This window comes from Bacillus sp. RC240 (assembly GCF_044907945.1).
Classification (GTDB): domain Bacteria; phylum Bacillota; class Bacilli; order Bacillales; family Bacillaceae_G; genus Bacillus_A; species Bacillus_A mycoides.
On the sequence record NZ_JBIYCT010000007.1, the window covers coordinates 195716 to 212427 of the forward strand.

The following is a 16712-nucleotide window of genomic DNA, read 5'->3' on the forward strand; positions in this document are numbered from 1 at the left end:
GCACCTACTCTCCTTTTACTGCTTTAACTGTTTTTAATGCCGATTTTATATCATCATAAATAATATTTCCAACAACTACTGTATCAGCATACTGTGCCATTTCTTTCGCTTGTTCTGCATTAGAAATACCACCGCCATAATATAGCTTAGCTTGTTTCAATTCTGCTTTTACATTTTTAACAAGCTCAATATCTCCATACGTCCCGCTATATTCTAAATAGAATATAGGTAAATGTAATAACTTGTCTGCTAAACGTGCATATGCAATAACATCATCTTCTGTTAAATCACATTTTGCATCTGTAAGCTGGGCTACTTTCGCTTCAGGGTTTAAAACACAATACCCTTCCATGAAAATTTCGTCCCAGTCCATAATATCCCCAAATTCTTTCAATGCCTCATGATGAACACCTGTTACCCATTCTACTTTTCGGCTATTTAAAACGCTTGGGATATAATAAAAATCAAATCCTGGTGTAATTGCCTCCACATCAGAAACCTCTAGCACACAAGGAACTGCATATCTACGAATGCTAACTAGCATGTGTAATACGTTATCAATTGTCACTCCATCACTTCCGCCTACAATAACAGCATCCGTTCCAGATTCACAAATCATTTCTAAATGTTCGTCACTTAACTCCTTATTTGGATCAAGCTTAAACACATGTTTCCATTTGGAAATATCGTACATGAAAACACCCTTTCTTTTCTCTAGTTATATAATTTCTGTTCAAAATAACAGTTAATTTTTATCAAGATTTTTTACATTCCTTGCTATATCTTTACCGGACTGGCGTATGCAACGATGAAATGCGACAGCTATCTTTACCGGACTTTTTGAACTTCCTTTTACGCATTCTTTCATTATAACAAAAAAAGCTACCTACACACACGCCCAATCCAACATCTTTTTCAACGTCAAATGTTGGATTACATATCAAAAAACTTATACGGAATACTAACAAATGAAATAGTATTTTCTATTTCGAAGTTAATTAAAAAGGAGTGTTTTTCTAATGAAGCAAAACATCGGCACAATTAGTGCTCTAATTCGAATTACACTCGGACTCATCCTCTTCGGTTGTAGTACAGCTAAACTCGTACGTAAACCTTGGTGCACTTGGTCTAAAGTTTTGCTATGGATTGGTGCCATGAAAATTGCGGAGGGAATCGTTCGTTTCTGCCCTATTGTTGAAGCCTGTAAGTTTGGAAAATATATGAATATGAGCGCATTTAAAATGCCTAGCATGAATTTCACTGAAAAAGGACATAATAAAGAAGAAGTTAATTCAGCTTCCAGTCATGACAAGCCAAAGTCAAAGTCAGATGGAAGTTATGACACTTCTGACAAAGAGATTGAGTCAGCGATTGAAGAATTAATCCTGGCAAAACCGCTTTGAATCATTTGTCACGATGCAAGATGCTCTCAAAGGGACTTAGCTGCTGCAGTGGGCAGCTAAGTCTTCTTTATTTTACCATGAAACAGAACGTACATTCTCGTTTTTCACCCTTAAAACGTACATAAAAGATATCAAACAATAAAATTCAGAAAATTAGGTGTAACCCTCTTGCATGTAATGATATAAAAGTGATATCATTTTTATATCAAGGAGGCGATCATATGAAAGAAAAACAAGTATTTTATGTTAATGGATTTCTCGGCGTTATTGGAATTTTAGTTTTAGCCGCTATCGGTGTATTTTGCCTTGTACAAGAAATGTTTGTAATAGCTATTTTAGCTCTCATATTAGCATCTGTTTTAGCTACAGGTATCGGTATCGTTCAACCGAATCAAGCGAAAGTTATTACGTTCTTCGGTAGTTATTTAGGAACAATTCGTCAAAATGGTTTATTTTTAACAATTCCATTCGCGTTTCGTCAAACTGTATCTTTACGTGTTGAAAACTTTAACAGTAAGAAATTAAAAGTAAACGATGTTGAGGGAAATCCAATTGAAATTGCAGCCGTTATCGTATATAAAGTTGTTGATTCCGCAAAAGCAATTTTCGGTGTTGAGCATTATGATCGATTCGTAGAAATTCAAAGTGAAACAGCAATCCGCCACGTTGCTACAAAATATCCTTATGATAATTTCCAAGATGAAACTTGCGTCACGTTACGAGGAAATACTGAAGAAATCTCTGAAGAATTAAAGCGTGAGTTAGAAGCACGACTTGAAATCGCTGGCGTAGAAGTATTAGAAACTCGTTTAACACATTTAGCTTACGCAACAGAAATTGCCCATGCAATGCTTCAACGTCAACAAGCAAAAGCGGTATTAGCTGCTCGAAAAGAGATTGTTGAAGGTGCTGTGAAAATGGCTAAAGATTCAATCCTCATGCTAGATGAAGAAGGCGTACTTGATTTAGATGACGAGCGTAAAGCAAATATGGTAAACAACTTATTAGTTGCCATCGTTTCAGATAAAGGTGCGCAACCAGTTATTAATACAGGAAGCCTATATTAAAGGTTGTAAATGATTATGGCCAAAAAGAAAAGCTTTCCATTACGTATTGATCCTGAATTACACGCAGTCATCGAAAAATGGGCGAATGATGAGTTTCGTAGCGTCAATGCACACATCGAGTATTTACTTCGAGAAATGGCAAAGCAAAAAGGGAAATTGAAAAAAGATAAAGATGCATAAAAATCCCGCTGAGAAATCAGCGGGATTTTTTATACATTAGCTTCTCGTCATCTCATGACCAATTGCACGATATCCTATATCACTTCGGTAAAATAAACCATCACTCTCAATTTTACCGATTTCTTTATAGACCTTATCTTTCGCTTCTTGTAAACTATTCGCCTTACAAGCAACAAATAATACACGGCCACCATTTGTTACAAAGTCACCATGTTTCATCGCTGTACCCGCATGGAAAACAATCACATCTTGCAGTGCATCTAATCCGTTAATAATTTCACCTTTTTTATATGCTTCTGGATATCCTTTCGAAGCAAGTACGACACCAATAACTGCTTCCTTTGACCATTGTAACGTTAATTCACTTTCATCTAATACAGCGTTACATACATCAACTAAATCATTTTCTAAGCGTGGTAATACAACTTCCGTTTCAGGATCACCAAAGCGTGCATTGAACTCAATTACCTTTGGACCATCATTCGTTAAAATAAGCCCCGCATATAAAATTCCTGTAAACGAACGATTTTCTTGGATCATCGCTTTAGCAGTTGGATGTAATACTGTTTGAATCGCTTCTTGAACCGCTGACTCCGGAATTTGTGGTACTGGAGAATATGCGCCCATTCCGCCTGTATTAGGACCTTTATCGCCGTCAAAAGCTCGTTTATGATCTTGAGCAATTACCATCGGATGTACAGTTGTTCCATTTACAAATGCCATTAATGAAAATTCTTGTCCATCTAAAAACTCTTCAATAACGACCTTCTTGCTTGCTGCGCCGAATTTCACATCTTGTAGCATTTCTTTCACAGCTTGCAATGCATCTTCAAGCGTCATTGCTACCGTTACACCTTTACCAGCAGCTAATCCATCTGCCTTAATTACAATCGGCGCACCAACTTTTTGAATGTACTTTACTGCCTCTTCATAGTCTGTAAAAGTTTCATATGCCGCAGTTGGGATATCATACTTTTTCATCAATTCTTTTGTAAAAGCTTTACTACCTTCAATAACAGCAGCCGCTTTATTAGGACCAAATACACGAAGTCCCTCTTCCTTAAAACGATCCACGATTCCGTTCATAAGTGGAATCTCTGGTCCAACGAAAGTTAATTCAACATTCTTCTCTTTTGCAAATAAGACTAATGCATCAAAATCATTTTCATCAATATCAACTGGTGTTGCAACATCTCGCATACCTTCATTACCTGGCGCTACATATACTTTTTCTACCTTTTCAGATTGCGCAAACTTCCAAGCTAAAGCATGCTCACGTCCACCACGGCCAATTACTAAAACATTCATATTTCATCCCCCAATAATTAAATAAGTACAAACTAGAAGCTATGCTCCTAGTTTGTTTTCATATCAATAAAAGTTTAAAAAGGAGGATCAAGAGAACCGAGCAGGTCGAGGCGCATTTGCCAGGAGGACACAGAGTGTAGCTTTCCTACATGAGTACCGCACTGGCATTGCAACGACGACATGCGACAGTTATCTTGACCGGACTTTTTAAACATCCCTAACAATAACAGTTTAAAAGGGAGGATCAAGAGAACCGAGTAGGTCGAGGCGCATTTGCCAGGAGGAAACGGAGTGTAGCTTTCCTACATGAGTACCGCACTGGCATTGCAACGACGACATGCGACAGTTATCTTGACCGGACTTTTTAAACATCCTCTATTAATGTTTGAAATGACGTACGCCAGTGAACACCATCGTAATCCCATACGCATCTGCCATTTTAATAGAATCTTCATCACGAATCGATCCGCCTGGTTGGATGATTGCTGTAATTCCAGCTTTTGCTGCTTCTTCTACTGTATCTGGCATTGGGAAGAAAGCATCAGATGCAAGTGCGCTACCCTGTGCTTTTTCGCCAGCTTGTGTAATTGCGATTTTTGCAGAACCTACACGGTTCATCTGTCCCGCGCCTACACCAACTGTCATGTTATCATTCGCTAAAACAATTGCATTTGATTTCACATGTTTTACAACTTTCCAAGCTAGTTTTAAATCTTTCCATTCTTGTTCTGATGGTTCACGTTTCGTTGGAATTGAAATTGCGTCCTCATCTAATGATAACGTATCTTCTTCTTGAACAAGAAGACCACCTTGTACAGAAGTTAGTTTTTTACTTGCACTTGTCGCTTTTTCAATATTTACAGTTAGTAAGCGTAAGTTTTTCTTACTTTGCAACACTTCTAAAGCTTCTTGCGAGAACGAAGGAGCGATAACAATTTCTAAGAAAATTTCGTGTAACTTTTCTGCTGTAGCTTTATCAATTTCACGATTTGCTGCAATAATACCGCCGAAGATTGATACTGGATCCGCTTCATAAGCACGTGTGTATGCTTCGTGAATATCAGTTCCTACTCCAACACCACATGGATTCATATGTTTTACCGCTACTACTGCTGGTTCTGTAAATTCTTTCACGATGCTAAGTGCTGCATCCGCATCGTTGATATTGTTATAAGATAATTCTTTACCGTGTAATTGTTCTGCGTATGCAACAGAAGAAGTTGCTGCGAATGGCGCTTTATAGAATGTCGCTTTTTGATGTGGATTTTCGCCATAGCGTAAATCTTGTTTTTTCTCAAATGTCACCGTTACTGTTTCAGGACTTTCTTCGCCCATTTGCTTTGTTAAGTAGTTAGAAATTAACGCATCATATGCCGCTGTATGACGGAATACTTTCGCTGCTAATTTACGTTTCGTTTCCTCTATTACTTCACCGTTCTCTTTCAGTTCTGCTAATACAACATCATAATCTACTGGATCTACAATTACCGATACAAATTTATGATTTTTCGCAGCAGAGCGAATCATTGTTGGGCCACCGATATCAATATTTTCAATTGCATCAGCAAATGTTACATCAGGCTTAGCGATTGTTTCTTTAAATGGGTATAAGTTAACAACAACAAAGTCAATTGGTTGAATACCTAATTCATTCATTTGCGCTACATGCATTTCATTATCACGAACTGCTAATAGACCACCATGAATATTTGGATGTAATGTTTTTACACGACCATCCATAATTTCTGGAAAACCAGTTACTTCAGAAATACCAATTACTTGCAAGCCGTTTTCTTCTAATAATTTTTTCGTACCACCTGTTGAAATAACTTCAATCCCTTGTTCAAGTAAACCTTTAACAAATTCTACTACTCCTGTTTTATCTGAAACACTTACTAATGCACGCTTTTTCATTTATCCTTCACCCCTGGTTGTATGTTAGTTAACAGTTGGTTTTTTCACAGACTGAACAATTTGATTCACTGTATTTACGTATAATTTATGTTCAACTTGTTGAATTTTCTTTTGTAAGCTTTCTCTCGTATCCCCTTCAGAAACAACTACTGCTTCTTGCGCAATAATTGGACCTGTATCCATACCTGCATCTACATAGTGAATCGTTACTCCGGTTACTTTCACACCCGCTTCTAACGCTTGACCAACAGCATCTTTCCCTGGAAAACTCGGTAGTAGTGATGGATGAATATTAATAATTTTCCCGCCGTACGCTTCTAGTAAAGTCGTTCCAATTAAACGCATATATCCAGCTAAAATAACATAATCAATTTCATACTCTTCTAGCTTTTTTAATATCTCTTTTTCAAATGCTTCTTTTGACTCATATGCTTTCGCTGAAAAGGAAAAACACGGAATATGGTGATAATGTGCCCGTCCAATAGCGCGTGCCTCTGGTTTATCACATACTAATAAACTAATATCTGCATCCAATATTTTGTCTTCTACCGCATTAATGAGAGATTGAAAGTTAGAGCCGCTCCCAGAAGCAAAAACTGCTAATCTACTCATACTTCTGTTCCCTCAATAAAGGTAACACCAGACCCTTGTACAGTGTGTCCAATAATACGAGCTTTCTCGCCTTGTTCCTCAAGAAGACGAACAATATCTTTTGCCTCTTCTTCCTTTACTGCTACTACCATACCAATACCCATGTTAAAAATATTGAACATTTCTTTCTCTTCTAGTTTTCCAACCTCTTGAAGTAAACTAAAAATCGGTTGAACTTGCCAAGATCCTAATTCAATTTCCGCACCGATTCCTTCTGGCAACATACGTGGAATATTTTCAATGAATCCACCACCTGTAATATGTGCCATACCGTATACTTCATGTTTCTTCAATAGTTCTAAAATAGGTTTGACATAAATTTTCGTTGGTTTTAATAATTCTTCACCAAGAGGTAGTTCTAAGCGTCCGTAAATACGATTTAAAGATAGTTCTCCATCTTCTAGTAGCACTTTTCTTACTAAAGAATAACCGTTACTATGAATACCGCTAGATGCTAAGCCAATTAATACGTGACCAGCTTCAATTTTTTCACCTGTTACAATTTTCTTTTTATCAACAATTCCAACTGTAAAACCAGCTAAATCGTATTCTTCCGTAGAATACATTCCTGGCATTTCAGCTGTTTCTCCACCAATTAATGCACAACCAGCTTGGCGACAGCCCTCTGATATACCTTTGACGATGTTTTCAATTTTACTAGGTTCAGCTTTACCACAAGCAATATAATCAAGGAAGAAAAGCGGCTCTGCTCCTTGGACAACAATATCATTTACACACATTGCTACTGCATCAATACCAATTGTGTCATGTTTATCTGCCATAAAAGCGAGCATCAATTTCGTTCCCACGCCATCTGTTCCAGATACTAATACAGGTTCTTCTAATGCAAATTTTGATAGATCAAACATACCTCCAAAACCGCCTAAACCGCCTAGCACTTCTTTTCTCATTGTTGTTTGTACGTGTTTTTTCATGCGAGATACCGCTTCATATCCAGCTTCAATATCTACTCCTGCTTGCTTATATGCATTCGCCATCGTTTTTTACACCTCGTCTTTTAATTTCTCCCCATCCAGGGCGGCCGTTTTAAGAAAGAAGCTAGCTTCTACATCAAAAGAAGTAGAAGCTTTTTTCTTCTTATTTCATACTTTCTAAAAGCTCTTGCTCATAATCATAAAGAGCTGTTGGATAGTCTCCATTGAAGTAAGCCATACATAGACCACCGTATTTCCCTTCATATGGGCGTCCAATTGCATCTACTAATCCATCTTCACTTAAAAATGTTAGTGAATCTGCTCCGATGATTTGACGGATTTCTTCTATTGAATTATTTGCTGCGATTAATTCTTTTCTCGTTTGAATATCAATGCCATAGAAGCATGGATACTTAAGAGGTGGTGAAGCAATTCTTACATGGACTTCTGTCGCTCCAGCCTCGCGAAGCATACGAACAATTCGTTTACTTGTCGTTCCTCTTACGATAGAATCGTCAATCATAACAACTCGTTTTCCTTCAACTACGCCTCTTACTGCTGAAAGCTTCATCTTAACCCCTTGCTCACGCAGTTCTTGAGAAGGTTGAATAAACGTACGTCCAACGTAACGATTTTTAATTAACCCTAACTCATACGGAATTCCTGTCGCCTCCGCATAACCAATTGCTGCTGAAATACTAGAGTCTGGTACACCAGTAACAACATCAGCTTCAATAGGAGCTTCCGCCGCTAAACGTTTCCCCATATTTTTACGAGCTGCATGAACATTAATACCAGCGATATTAGAATCTGGACGTGCAAAGTAAATGTATTCCATACTGCAAATCGCATGGTCTACTTCATTTGTAAAACGATCTACGTGAATTCCTTCATCATTGATAATAAGCAATTCACCAGGTTCTACATCACGAATGTATGTTGCACCAACTACATCGAAAGCACATGTTTCCGATGCTACAACGTAAGCATCCCCCATCTTTCCGATTGAAAGAGGACGGAATCCATTTGGATCTAGCGCAACGATCATTTCATTTCCAGTTAGTAAAAGATATGCAAACGCACCTTTCACTTTATTTAGAGCCTCTTTTACACTATCAATTAAAGAATCTTTTGTACTACGCTTAATAAGGTGTAAAAGTACTTCTGTATCTGAACTTGTTTGAAAAATACTTCCCTCTGCCTCTAATTCACGACGAAGCATTTTTGCGTTAATTAAATTTCCGTTATGAGCTAACGCCATGCTATGATCGGAAAAACGGAATAACAATGGTTGAACGTTAGCAACTTCACTTCCACCAGCTGTTGCATATCGTACGTGTCCAATTGCTGATTTCCCGTTTAATCCCTCTAGCTCACCTCTTGAAAACACTTCTGATATTAAACCTAACCCCTTGTGACCGATGATTTTTTCTCCATTATTTACAACAATGCCTGCGCCTTCTTGCCCACGGTGCTGCAAACTGTGCAATCCGTAGTACGAAACTTGTGCTGCATTTTCATGCCCCCAAATTCCGAAAACGCCACATTCTTCATTTAACCCCTTTATTTCAGTAAGCATGGGATTGCCCCTTTCCAAGCCTTTCTCATTTCATCTACATTTGCTGTAAGTAATACTTCATTTTCTTCATTATGAATTGTTACTTCATTTGTATTTGTCACTTCTCCAACTTGAATTGCTTCAACCGCTTTCTCAAATGCTTCTTTATTTTCACGTTTTACAGTTATAACGAAGCGCGATTGTGATTCTGCAAATAATACTGTTGTTGCTTCCCCATCTAATTTCACAGTAGCACCTAAACCGTTAGCACCAATTGCACTTTCAGTAATTGCAACTGCTAAACCACCTTCTGCAACATCATGTGCAGATTGAACAAGGCCAGCTTGAATTGCTGCTAGTACTTGCTTTTGGCGTTTTAATTCTACATCTAGATCGATGCTTGGTGATTGACCGAAAATTTTTCCGTAGATCATTTTCTGTAATTCACTTCCACCAAACTCAGCTTTCGTCTCTCCAATTACATAAACTAAATCGCCAGCTTGTTTAAATTCTTGTGTTGTTACGTGTTTTAAATCGTGTACAAGTCCAACCATCCCAACAGTTGGTGTTGGATATACAGCTTCACCACTACGCTCGTTATACATTGATACATTCCCGCCGATAACTGGCGTTTGTAACTTGCGGCAAGCTTCACTCATACCGTCTACTGATTTCTCAATTTGCCAGAAGATTTCTGGTTTTTCTGGGTTACCGAAGTTTAAGCAATCTGTAATTGCAAGTGGCTCCCCGCCAGAACATACGATATTACGTGCTGCCTCTGCTACTGCAATTTTACCGCCCACTTCTGGATCTAAATAAATGTAGCGAGAGTTACAATCTGTCGTCATTGCTAATCCTTTTTCTGTGCCGCGTACACGTATAACCGCTGCATCTGAACCTGGTGTAACGATTGTGCTAGTGCGCACTTGATAATCATATTGATCATATACCCACTCTTTACTTGCAATCGTTGGTTGTTGTAATAAAGATAATAACGTTGCTTTATAATCTTCTACTTTTGGTGTTTCCATTTTCATCTGCTGGAACTCAGCAAAGTATGCTGCTTCTTTTGACGGTTTATGATAAATTGGTGCTTCTTCTGCAAGAGCATCCGCCGGTACTTCAGCTACCATTTCGTCTTTATGGAATAGACGAAGCATTTTATCTTCAGTTACTTTCCCCATCTTAACTGCTGCAAGACCATATTTTTCAAATAAATCTACTATTTCTTGCTCTCTACCTTTTTTCACAACGATTAACATACGTTCTTGTGATTCAGATAACATCATTTCATATGGAGTCATTCCAGTTTCACGCTGTGGTACATCATCTAAGTACATTTCAATACCCATACCTGCTTTACTTGCCATTTCTGCAGAAGATGATGTTAAACCAGCAGCTCCCATATCTTGAATTCCAACAAGTGCATCAGACTGAATAAGTTCTAAACATGCTTCAATAAGAAGTTTCTCCATAAATGGATCCCCTACTTGAACTGCCGGACGCTTCGCTTCTGAGCTTTCAGATAGCTCTTCAGATGCGAACGTTGCACCGTGAATACCATCACGACCAGTTGATGCTCCTACGTACATTACTGTATTACCAGCACCATGCGCTTGCCCTTTTTTAATATCTTCATGATTAATTAGGCCTACACACATTGCATTTACAAGTGGATTTCCTTCATAGCATGGATCAAACTGTACTTCTCCACCAACAGTAGGAATACCGATGCAGTTACCGTATCCTGCGATTCCTGCTACTACTTCTTCGAATAAATATTTCACACGTGGTGATTGTAATTCACCGAAACGAAGTGAGTTTAATAGAGCTACCGGACGTGCGCCCATAGAGAATACATCGCGAATAATACCACCGACACCTGTTGCTGCCCCTTGATATGGCTCAATTGCAGAAGGATGGTTATGACTTTCCATTTTAAATACCACCGCTTGGTTATCACCGATATCTACAATTCCAGCGCCTTCTCCAGGTCCTTGTAAAACACGCTCACCTGTCGTTGGAAACTTACGAAGAACTGGCTTTGAATTTTTATAACTACAATGTTCAGACCACATAACAGAAAATAGTCCCGTTTCTGTATAATTCGGCAAACGGCCTAAAATCTTTTCAACCATGGCAAACTCTTCGTCTGTTAGCCCCATTTCCGCATATATACGCTCTTCTTTAATTTGTGTTGGATTTGGCTCAAGCATTAACGACATATGTTTCCCTCCACTGTTTTAAGATAGATTGAAAGACTTTTAACCCTTCAGCACCGCCAAGTAATTCATCTACAGCACGCTCTGGGTGTGGCATCATACCAAGAACATTTCCTTTTTCATTTACAATACCTGCAATATCTGAAACGCTTCCATTCGGATTTTCTACGTAACGGAATGCGATTTGATTATTCTCTTCTAATTGTTTAAGAGTCGCTTCATCACAATAGTAATTTCCTTCGCCATGTGCAATTGGAATGTTAATTACTTCATCTTTTTCATATTGTGATGTAAACATCGTTTCATTATTTTCAACACGTAACTGAACAGTACGGCACATAAACTTTAAGTTTTCGTTTCTCATTAATGCTCCTGGTAGTAATCCTGATTCAACAAGAATCTGGAATCCATTACACACTCCTAAAATCGGCTTTCCTTGCTCAGCAGCTTTTTGCACTGCTTTCATTGCGTTAGCAAAGCGAGAAATAGCCCCGCATCGTAAATAGTCACCGTAAGAGAATCCACCTGGTAGTAAAATTGCATCATATTCATCTAAATTCTCTCTATCGTGCCAAACGTAATCTACTTCTTCACCAAGCTCATCTTTAATTGCATGGAACATATCGACATCACAGTTCGAACCTGGAAATACTATGACTGCAAATTTCACTGTGCGACAACCTCCTCAACTTCATAACGGAAGTCTTCCATTACAACGTTTGCTAATAATTTTTCACACATTTCTTTTACCTTGCTATCCAGATCAGATACTGATTTATCAATTGTTAATTCCATATATTTTCCGATTCGAACGTCTTGTACTTCTGTAAATGAAAGACTATGAAGTGCTCCCTTTACCGCAGTTCCTTGTGGATCTAATACACTTTCTCTTAACGTTACATATACCTTAACTTTATACATGTGAAGCTCCCCCTAAACGTTTTAAAATTTCTTCATATGCTTCTGTTAAATTCCCAAGATCACGACGGAATACATCTTTATCAAATTTTTCGTTGCTCGTTTCATCCCATAAACGGCAAGTATCTGGTGAAATTTCATCTGCTAATATGATTTCCCCTTCTTCTGTTACGCCAAACTCTAATTTAAAATCTACTAATCTTACACGACAGCTTGCGAAATGCTCAATCATCACTTGATTGATTTGTAGAGCTGCATCTCGTAATACGCTTACTTGCTCTGGTGTTGCAACATTTAACAAACGAATATGATCTTCCGTTACAAGTGGATCTCCTAAATCATCATCTTTGTAGTAAAATTCTACGATTGGTGTTGTAAGAGCAGTTCCTTCTTCCATTCCTAGTCTTTTTGAAAGACTACCTGCAATTACGTTTCTTGTGACAACTTCTAATGGAATAATACTCACCTTTTTGACAAGTTGTTCTGTATCAGATAACTTCTCCACAAAGTGTGTTTTAATTCCAACTTCTTGTAACTTTCTGAACAATAAAGTTGTAATCTCATTGTTCAAACGACCTTTTCCTGTAATTGTCGCTTTTTTCTCCCCATTGAAAGCAGTCGCACTATCTTTGTACTCTACCCAAACCATATCTGCTGCTTCTGTACGATAAATTCTTTTTGCCTTACCTTCATACAGCAATTCTAGCTTTTGCATTTCGCAAGCCCCCTGTAGTTTGAAAAATGTGAATAATGTTTTTATAAAGAATGGCACAGAATGACTCTATTCTGTGCCATATGAAATTTTACGCTTCGTTTAATCCAAGGCGTTCAAAGATTGTATCAACGTGTTGCATATGATGTTCATAATTGAAACATTCGTTAATTTCTTCTTGCGTTAACTTACTTGTAATACGCTCGTCAGCTTCTACAAGCTCTTTAAATTGTACTTGTGTTTCCCAAGCTTCCATTGCTTTAGGCTGTACGATATCATAAGCTTCTTCACGTACCAGACCTTTGTCAATTAGTGTAAGCATTACGCGCTGAGAGTAAATTAAGCCGTATGTTCTTGTCATATTGCGTTTCATATTCTCTGGGAATACAGTTAAGTTTTTAACGATATTACCAAAGCGATTTAACATGTAATTTAACGCGATTGTAGCATCTGGTAAAATTACGCGTTCTGCAGAAGAGTGAGAGATATCACGCTCATGCCATAACGGAACATTCTCGTAAGCTGTCATCATATAACCGCGGATAACACGAGCTAAACCAGTCATATTTTCAGATCCAATTGGATTACGTTTATGCGGCATTGCAGAAGAACCTTTTTGACCTTTTGCGAAAGCCTCTTCAACTTCACGTGTTTCACTCTTTTGTAAACCACGAATCTCAACTGCCATCTTTTCAACAGATGTTGCGATTAGTGCAAGTGTTGACATGTAATGTGCATGACGATCACGTTGCAATGTTTGTGTTGAAATTGGTGCTGCTTCTAATCCTAAGTTTTCACAAACATACTTTTCTACGAATGGATCAATATTTGCATATGTACCAACCGCACCAGATAATTTACCAACGCGAACTGTATCAGCAGCTTGTTTGAAACGCTCTACGTTACGTTTCATTTCTTCATACCAAAGACCAAGTTTTAAACCAAATGTTGTTGGCTCTGCATGTACACCATGTGTTCTTCCCATCATGATCGTGTATTTATGCTCTTTCGCTTTATTAGCTAAAATGCTAACAAAGTTTTCTAAGTCTTTTAACAAGATTTCATTTGCTTGTTTTAAGATATAAGATAACGCTGTATCTACTACGTCTGTAGATGTTAAACCGTAATGAACCCATTTACGTTCCTCGCCTAATGTTGGTGTTTCTGATACAGCACGAGTGAAAGCAACTACGTCATGACGTGTTTCTTTTTCAATTTCATAAATACGATCAATATCAAATGATGCATGTTCACGAATTTTTTTAACATCTTCTTTTGGAATGTCGCCAAGCTCTGCCCATGCTTCACAAGCTAAAATCTCAACTTCTAACCATGCCTTAAATTTGTTTTCTTCCGTCCAAATTGCACCCATTTCAGGGCGTGTATAACGATTAATCATCTTTTTCCCTCCAACAGTTGTTCTTGATGGTCCCAAATATGCAAACTCTTCGCTTTTTCTAGAGCGACTTCAATATTATCATTTAAAATATTAACATGCCCCATTTTTCGCTGCGCTTTTGCTTCTTCTTTTCCATACAAGTGTAAATAGCACCCGGTTAGTCTATTCACTTGTCCTAGGACCCCTTCTATATGTTCGCCTAAAATGTTTACCATGACAACTGGTTTTAACAAATTTGTTTCTCCAAGAGGTAAATTACAGATTGCTCGAATATGTTGACCAAATTGACTCGTTTCACATGCATCCTGTGTATAGTGTCCTGAATTGTGAGGTCTTGGTGCTAATTCATTAATGTAAATCTCACCGTCAGCTGTAGCAAACATCTCTACCGCTAGTGTTCCCACAAGTTCTAGTTCATCCGCAAGTACCTTTGCGTAAGCAATTGCTTTTTGAGAAAGTTCTTCTGTAATGCGAGCTGGAACGATAGATTCATGTAAAATGTTATTTACATGAATATTTTCCGCTACCGGAAATACTTTCGTTTCACCACTTACACTACGAATTACAATAACTGATACTTCTTTTTCAAAAGGCACCCATTTTTCTAGAATGCACTCTGCTTCATCCGCAAGCTCTCGTGCCTTCTCAACATCAGTTTCACTTCTTAAAACAACTTGCCCTTTCCCATCATATCCACCTGTCGTCGTTTTTAAGACCGAAGGAAATGATAATTCAGCAATCGCTCCAGTAAGCTGATTTTGATTTTGAACTAATCTATACATTGCTACTGGTAACCCAGCTTTCTCAATTGCATTCTTTTCTGTAAAACGATTTTGCGTTTTATTTAACAACTGACTACCTTGTGGTAAGTAAGCATGTTTTTCAAGCCATTGTAAACATCTATAATCAATATTCTCAAATTCATATGTGACAACGTCGCTTATCTCTGCTAAATGCTGAATTGCTTTTAGATCGTCATATGGTGCAACGACTTCAACATCAGCAACTTGTGCACATGGTGAATGCTTTGTAGGATCTAAAACAGCAATTTTATAACCCATTTCCTTAGCTGCCAACGCCATCATTCTTCCAAGCTGGCCGCCTCCAATAATGCCGATTGTTTTTCCAGGTAAAATGATTCTCGTCATACTAGCTCACTACCTTCACGCACAGTTTTCTCAATAGCTTCTCGTCTCAACTCCAATGCATCATGTATATCATCATGAAATGATCCAAGTATTTGTGCAGCAAGTAATCCAGCATTCGTTGAACCAGCCTTACCAATTGCAACAGTTGCAACTGGAACCCCTCCTGGCATTTGGACAATGGATAATAATGAATCTAGACCGTTTAACGCTTTTGATTGAACTGGGACACCGATTACAGGAAGATTTGTCTTCGCTGCAACCATTCCTGGTAAATGCGCTGCTCCACCGGCTCCAGCAATAATAACTTTTAATCCACGTTCACGAGCTGTTTCTGCATATTCAAACATATAATCCGGAGTCCGATGAGCGGATACAACTTTTTTCTCATACGGTATATTTAATTCATCTAAAATGTCACAAGCATATTTCATTGTTTCCCAGTCTGACGTGCTTCCCATTATGACTCCAACTAGTGATTTCATATTAGAATCCCCCCGATTCAAATAAAAAAAGCCTGAAATAGAACAGTTTCTCTTTTACTATGAGAGAAAGCGCTCTACTCAGGCATACGTATCCCTTGTGAATAGAAAAATACCGAGTGACTTTCCCTCATAGTCTAACGAATAACGGTCGTTAGGTAGAGACTTGCAGGCCATATCCCCGCGATTATATGAGGTCTTATATATTATTGTTTCTATGGCTATATTAACAATATTTCATAAACAATGTCAATAAATAATCGAATGTTTTTTTATTAGTCATCGATAACGTTCGTGTTTTAGTTATATTCAAAAGAAGAATTGCAACTATATACAAGAAGAAAAGGGAATTAGAATATATATTTCTAGAGATCTATTTTATACATAACTGTTCATATATACTGTTGTCTGTTCATATATACTGTTGTGTCTACAAATCAATATAATTTATATGGTGGTGATTTTATTTATAAGGAGGATAACCGTGAAAAAATAACTATGCTATTATCATATATGATAGAAATAATGTTTCCTATCTTAGGGATTATTTTAGGGGAATTTGGAAAATTAGGAGCACAAAAAATCATTGCCATTATTTTAAATAGTCTCTATTTCATTCTTTTTTCGTCTTTAGGATTATTAAATTTACAGATTCTAACCTTCGGTAAATAAAAATAAACACAAAAAAACCTAAGTCGAAACGACTTAGGTTTTTGCTTGGCGACGTCCTACTCTCACAGGGACAAGGTCCCAACTACCATCGGCGCTAGAGAGCTTAACTTCCGTGTTCGGTATGGGAACGGGTGTGACCTCTCTGC

16 protein-coding genes, 1 rRNA gene and 1 riboswitch are annotated in these 16712 nt (G+C 37.8%); of the genes, 3 read left to right on the plus strand and 14 right to left on the minus strand.

The window, feature by feature from the left end; all coding sequences use genetic code 11:
* Positions 1-4 precede the first annotated feature (4 nt).
* A complete protein-coding gene (gene pcrB / locus ABH955_RS21580) occupies positions 5-694 on the minus strand; it encodes a heptaprenylglyceryl phosphate synthase (RefSeq protein ID WP_113735433.1) in 690 nt (229 codons plus the stop codon).
* A 325-nt stretch (positions 695-1019) separates the two neighbouring features.
* Here pcrB and ABH955_RS21585 point away from each other — a divergent pair, with 325 nt between their 5' ends.
* The 3 genes from ABH955_RS21585 (at position 1020) to ABH955_RS21595 (ending at position 2650) form a co-directional block, all read left to right on the plus strand.
* Positions 1020-1403 carry a YgaP family membrane protein gene (locus ABH955_RS21585; protein WP_002124877.1) on the plus strand — a complete coding sequence of 128 codons (384 nt, stop codon included), beginning with the start codon at positions 1020-1022 and terminating at the stop codon, positions 1401-1403.
* A 221-nt stretch (positions 1404-1624) separates the two neighbouring features.
* The gene (locus ABH955_RS21590) at positions 1625-2470 is read left to right on the plus strand and encodes an SPFH domain-containing protein (protein ID WP_404446982.1); all 846 of its coding nucleotides are present in this window, start codon (positions 1625-1627) and stop codon (positions 2468-2470) included.
* 15 nt (positions 2471-2485) lie between these two features.
* Positions 2486-2650 carry a type II toxin-antitoxin system antitoxin gene (locus tag ABH955_RS21595; RefSeq protein WP_001085171.1) on the plus strand — a complete coding sequence of 55 codons (165 nt, stop codon included), beginning with the start codon at positions 2486-2488 and terminating at the stop codon, positions 2648-2650.
* A 36-nt stretch (positions 2651-2686) separates the two neighbouring features.
* Here ABH955_RS21595 and purD read toward each other — a convergent pair whose 3' ends face one another.
* From purD to rrf, 13 genes are all read right to left on the minus strand, one after another.
* Positions 2687-3958: a phosphoribosylamine--glycine ligase gene (gene purD, locus ABH955_RS21600; RefSeq protein ID WP_242310906.1), complete on the minus strand. Its 1272-nt coding sequence runs from the start codon at positions 3956-3958 to the stop codon at positions 2687-2689.
* Between the two features lie 378 nt (positions 3959-4336).
* Positions 4337-5872, minus strand: coding sequence for a bifunctional phosphoribosylaminoimidazolecarboxamide formyltransferase/IMP cyclohydrolase (purH, locus tag ABH955_RS21605; RefSeq protein ID WP_404457531.1), 1536 nt, complete (start codon positions 5870-5872; stop codon positions 4337-4339).
* Between the two features lie 24 nt (positions 5873-5896).
* Entirely contained in the window at positions 5897-6484 is a 588-nt protein-coding gene (gene purN, locus ABH955_RS21610) for a phosphoribosylglycinamide formyltransferase (RefSeq protein WP_002124872.1), read from the minus strand.
* Positions 6481-7521, minus strand: coding sequence for a phosphoribosylformylglycinamidine cyclo-ligase (gene purM / locus ABH955_RS21615; protein WP_002091358.1), 1041 nt, complete (start codon positions 7519-7521; stop codon positions 6481-6483). Before purM ends, purN begins: the two co-directional genes overlap by 4 nt.
* Positions 7522-7621: 100 nt before the next feature.
* Complete coding sequence (purF, locus tag ABH955_RS21620; RefSeq protein WP_002091359.1) at positions 7622-9037, minus strand: amidophosphoribosyltransferase; 1416 nt, start codon at positions 9035-9037, stop codon at positions 7622-7624.
* Positions 9022-11241 carry a phosphoribosylformylglycinamidine synthase II gene (gene purL, locus ABH955_RS21625; RefSeq protein ID WP_404457527.1) on the minus strand — a complete coding sequence of 740 codons (2220 nt, stop codon included), beginning with the start codon at positions 11239-11241 and terminating at the stop codon, positions 9022-9024. Before purL ends, purF begins: the two co-directional genes overlap by 16 nt.
* Positions 11225-11908, minus strand: coding sequence for a phosphoribosylformylglycinamidine synthase subunit PurQ (gene purQ, locus ABH955_RS21630; RefSeq protein ID WP_000666771.1), 684 nt, complete (start codon positions 11906-11908; stop codon positions 11225-11227). The genes purL and purQ overlap by 17 nt, the downstream gene beginning before the upstream one ends.
* Positions 11905-12159, minus strand: coding sequence for a phosphoribosylformylglycinamidine synthase subunit PurS (gene purS / locus ABH955_RS21635; RefSeq protein ID WP_000278823.1), 255 nt, complete (start codon positions 12157-12159; stop codon positions 11905-11907). Before purS ends, purQ begins: the two co-directional genes overlap by 4 nt.
* Positions 12152-12871, minus strand: coding sequence for a phosphoribosylaminoimidazolesuccinocarboxamide synthase (purC, locus tag ABH955_RS21640; RefSeq protein ID WP_002029482.1), 720 nt, complete (start codon positions 12869-12871; stop codon positions 12152-12154). Before purC ends, purS begins: the two co-directional genes overlap by 8 nt.
* Positions 12872-12959: 88 nt before the next feature.
* Positions 12960-14267, minus strand: coding sequence for an adenylosuccinate lyase (gene purB, locus ABH955_RS21645; RefSeq protein ID WP_002091361.1), 1308 nt, complete (start codon positions 14265-14267; stop codon positions 12960-12962).
* Positions 14264-15415 carry a 5-(carboxyamino)imidazole ribonucleotide synthase gene (gene purK, locus ABH955_RS21650; RefSeq protein ID WP_404491649.1) on the minus strand — a complete coding sequence of 384 codons (1152 nt, stop codon included), beginning with the start codon at positions 15413-15415 and terminating at the stop codon, positions 14264-14266. The genes purB and purK overlap by 4 nt, the downstream gene beginning before the upstream one ends.
* A complete protein-coding gene (gene purE / locus ABH955_RS21655) occupies positions 15412-15897 on the minus strand; it encodes a 5-(carboxyamino)imidazole ribonucleotide mutase (RefSeq protein ID WP_002010008.1) in 486 nt (161 codons plus the stop codon). Before purE ends, purK begins: the two co-directional genes overlap by 4 nt.
* A 110-nt stretch (positions 15898-16007) precedes the next feature.
* Positions 16008-16109, minus strand: a riboswitch (purine riboswitch).
* A gap of 500 nt (positions 16110-16609) precedes the next feature.
* Positions 16610-16712 (minus strand): 5S ribosomal RNA (rrf, locus tag ABH955_RS21660); the annotation flags it as partial.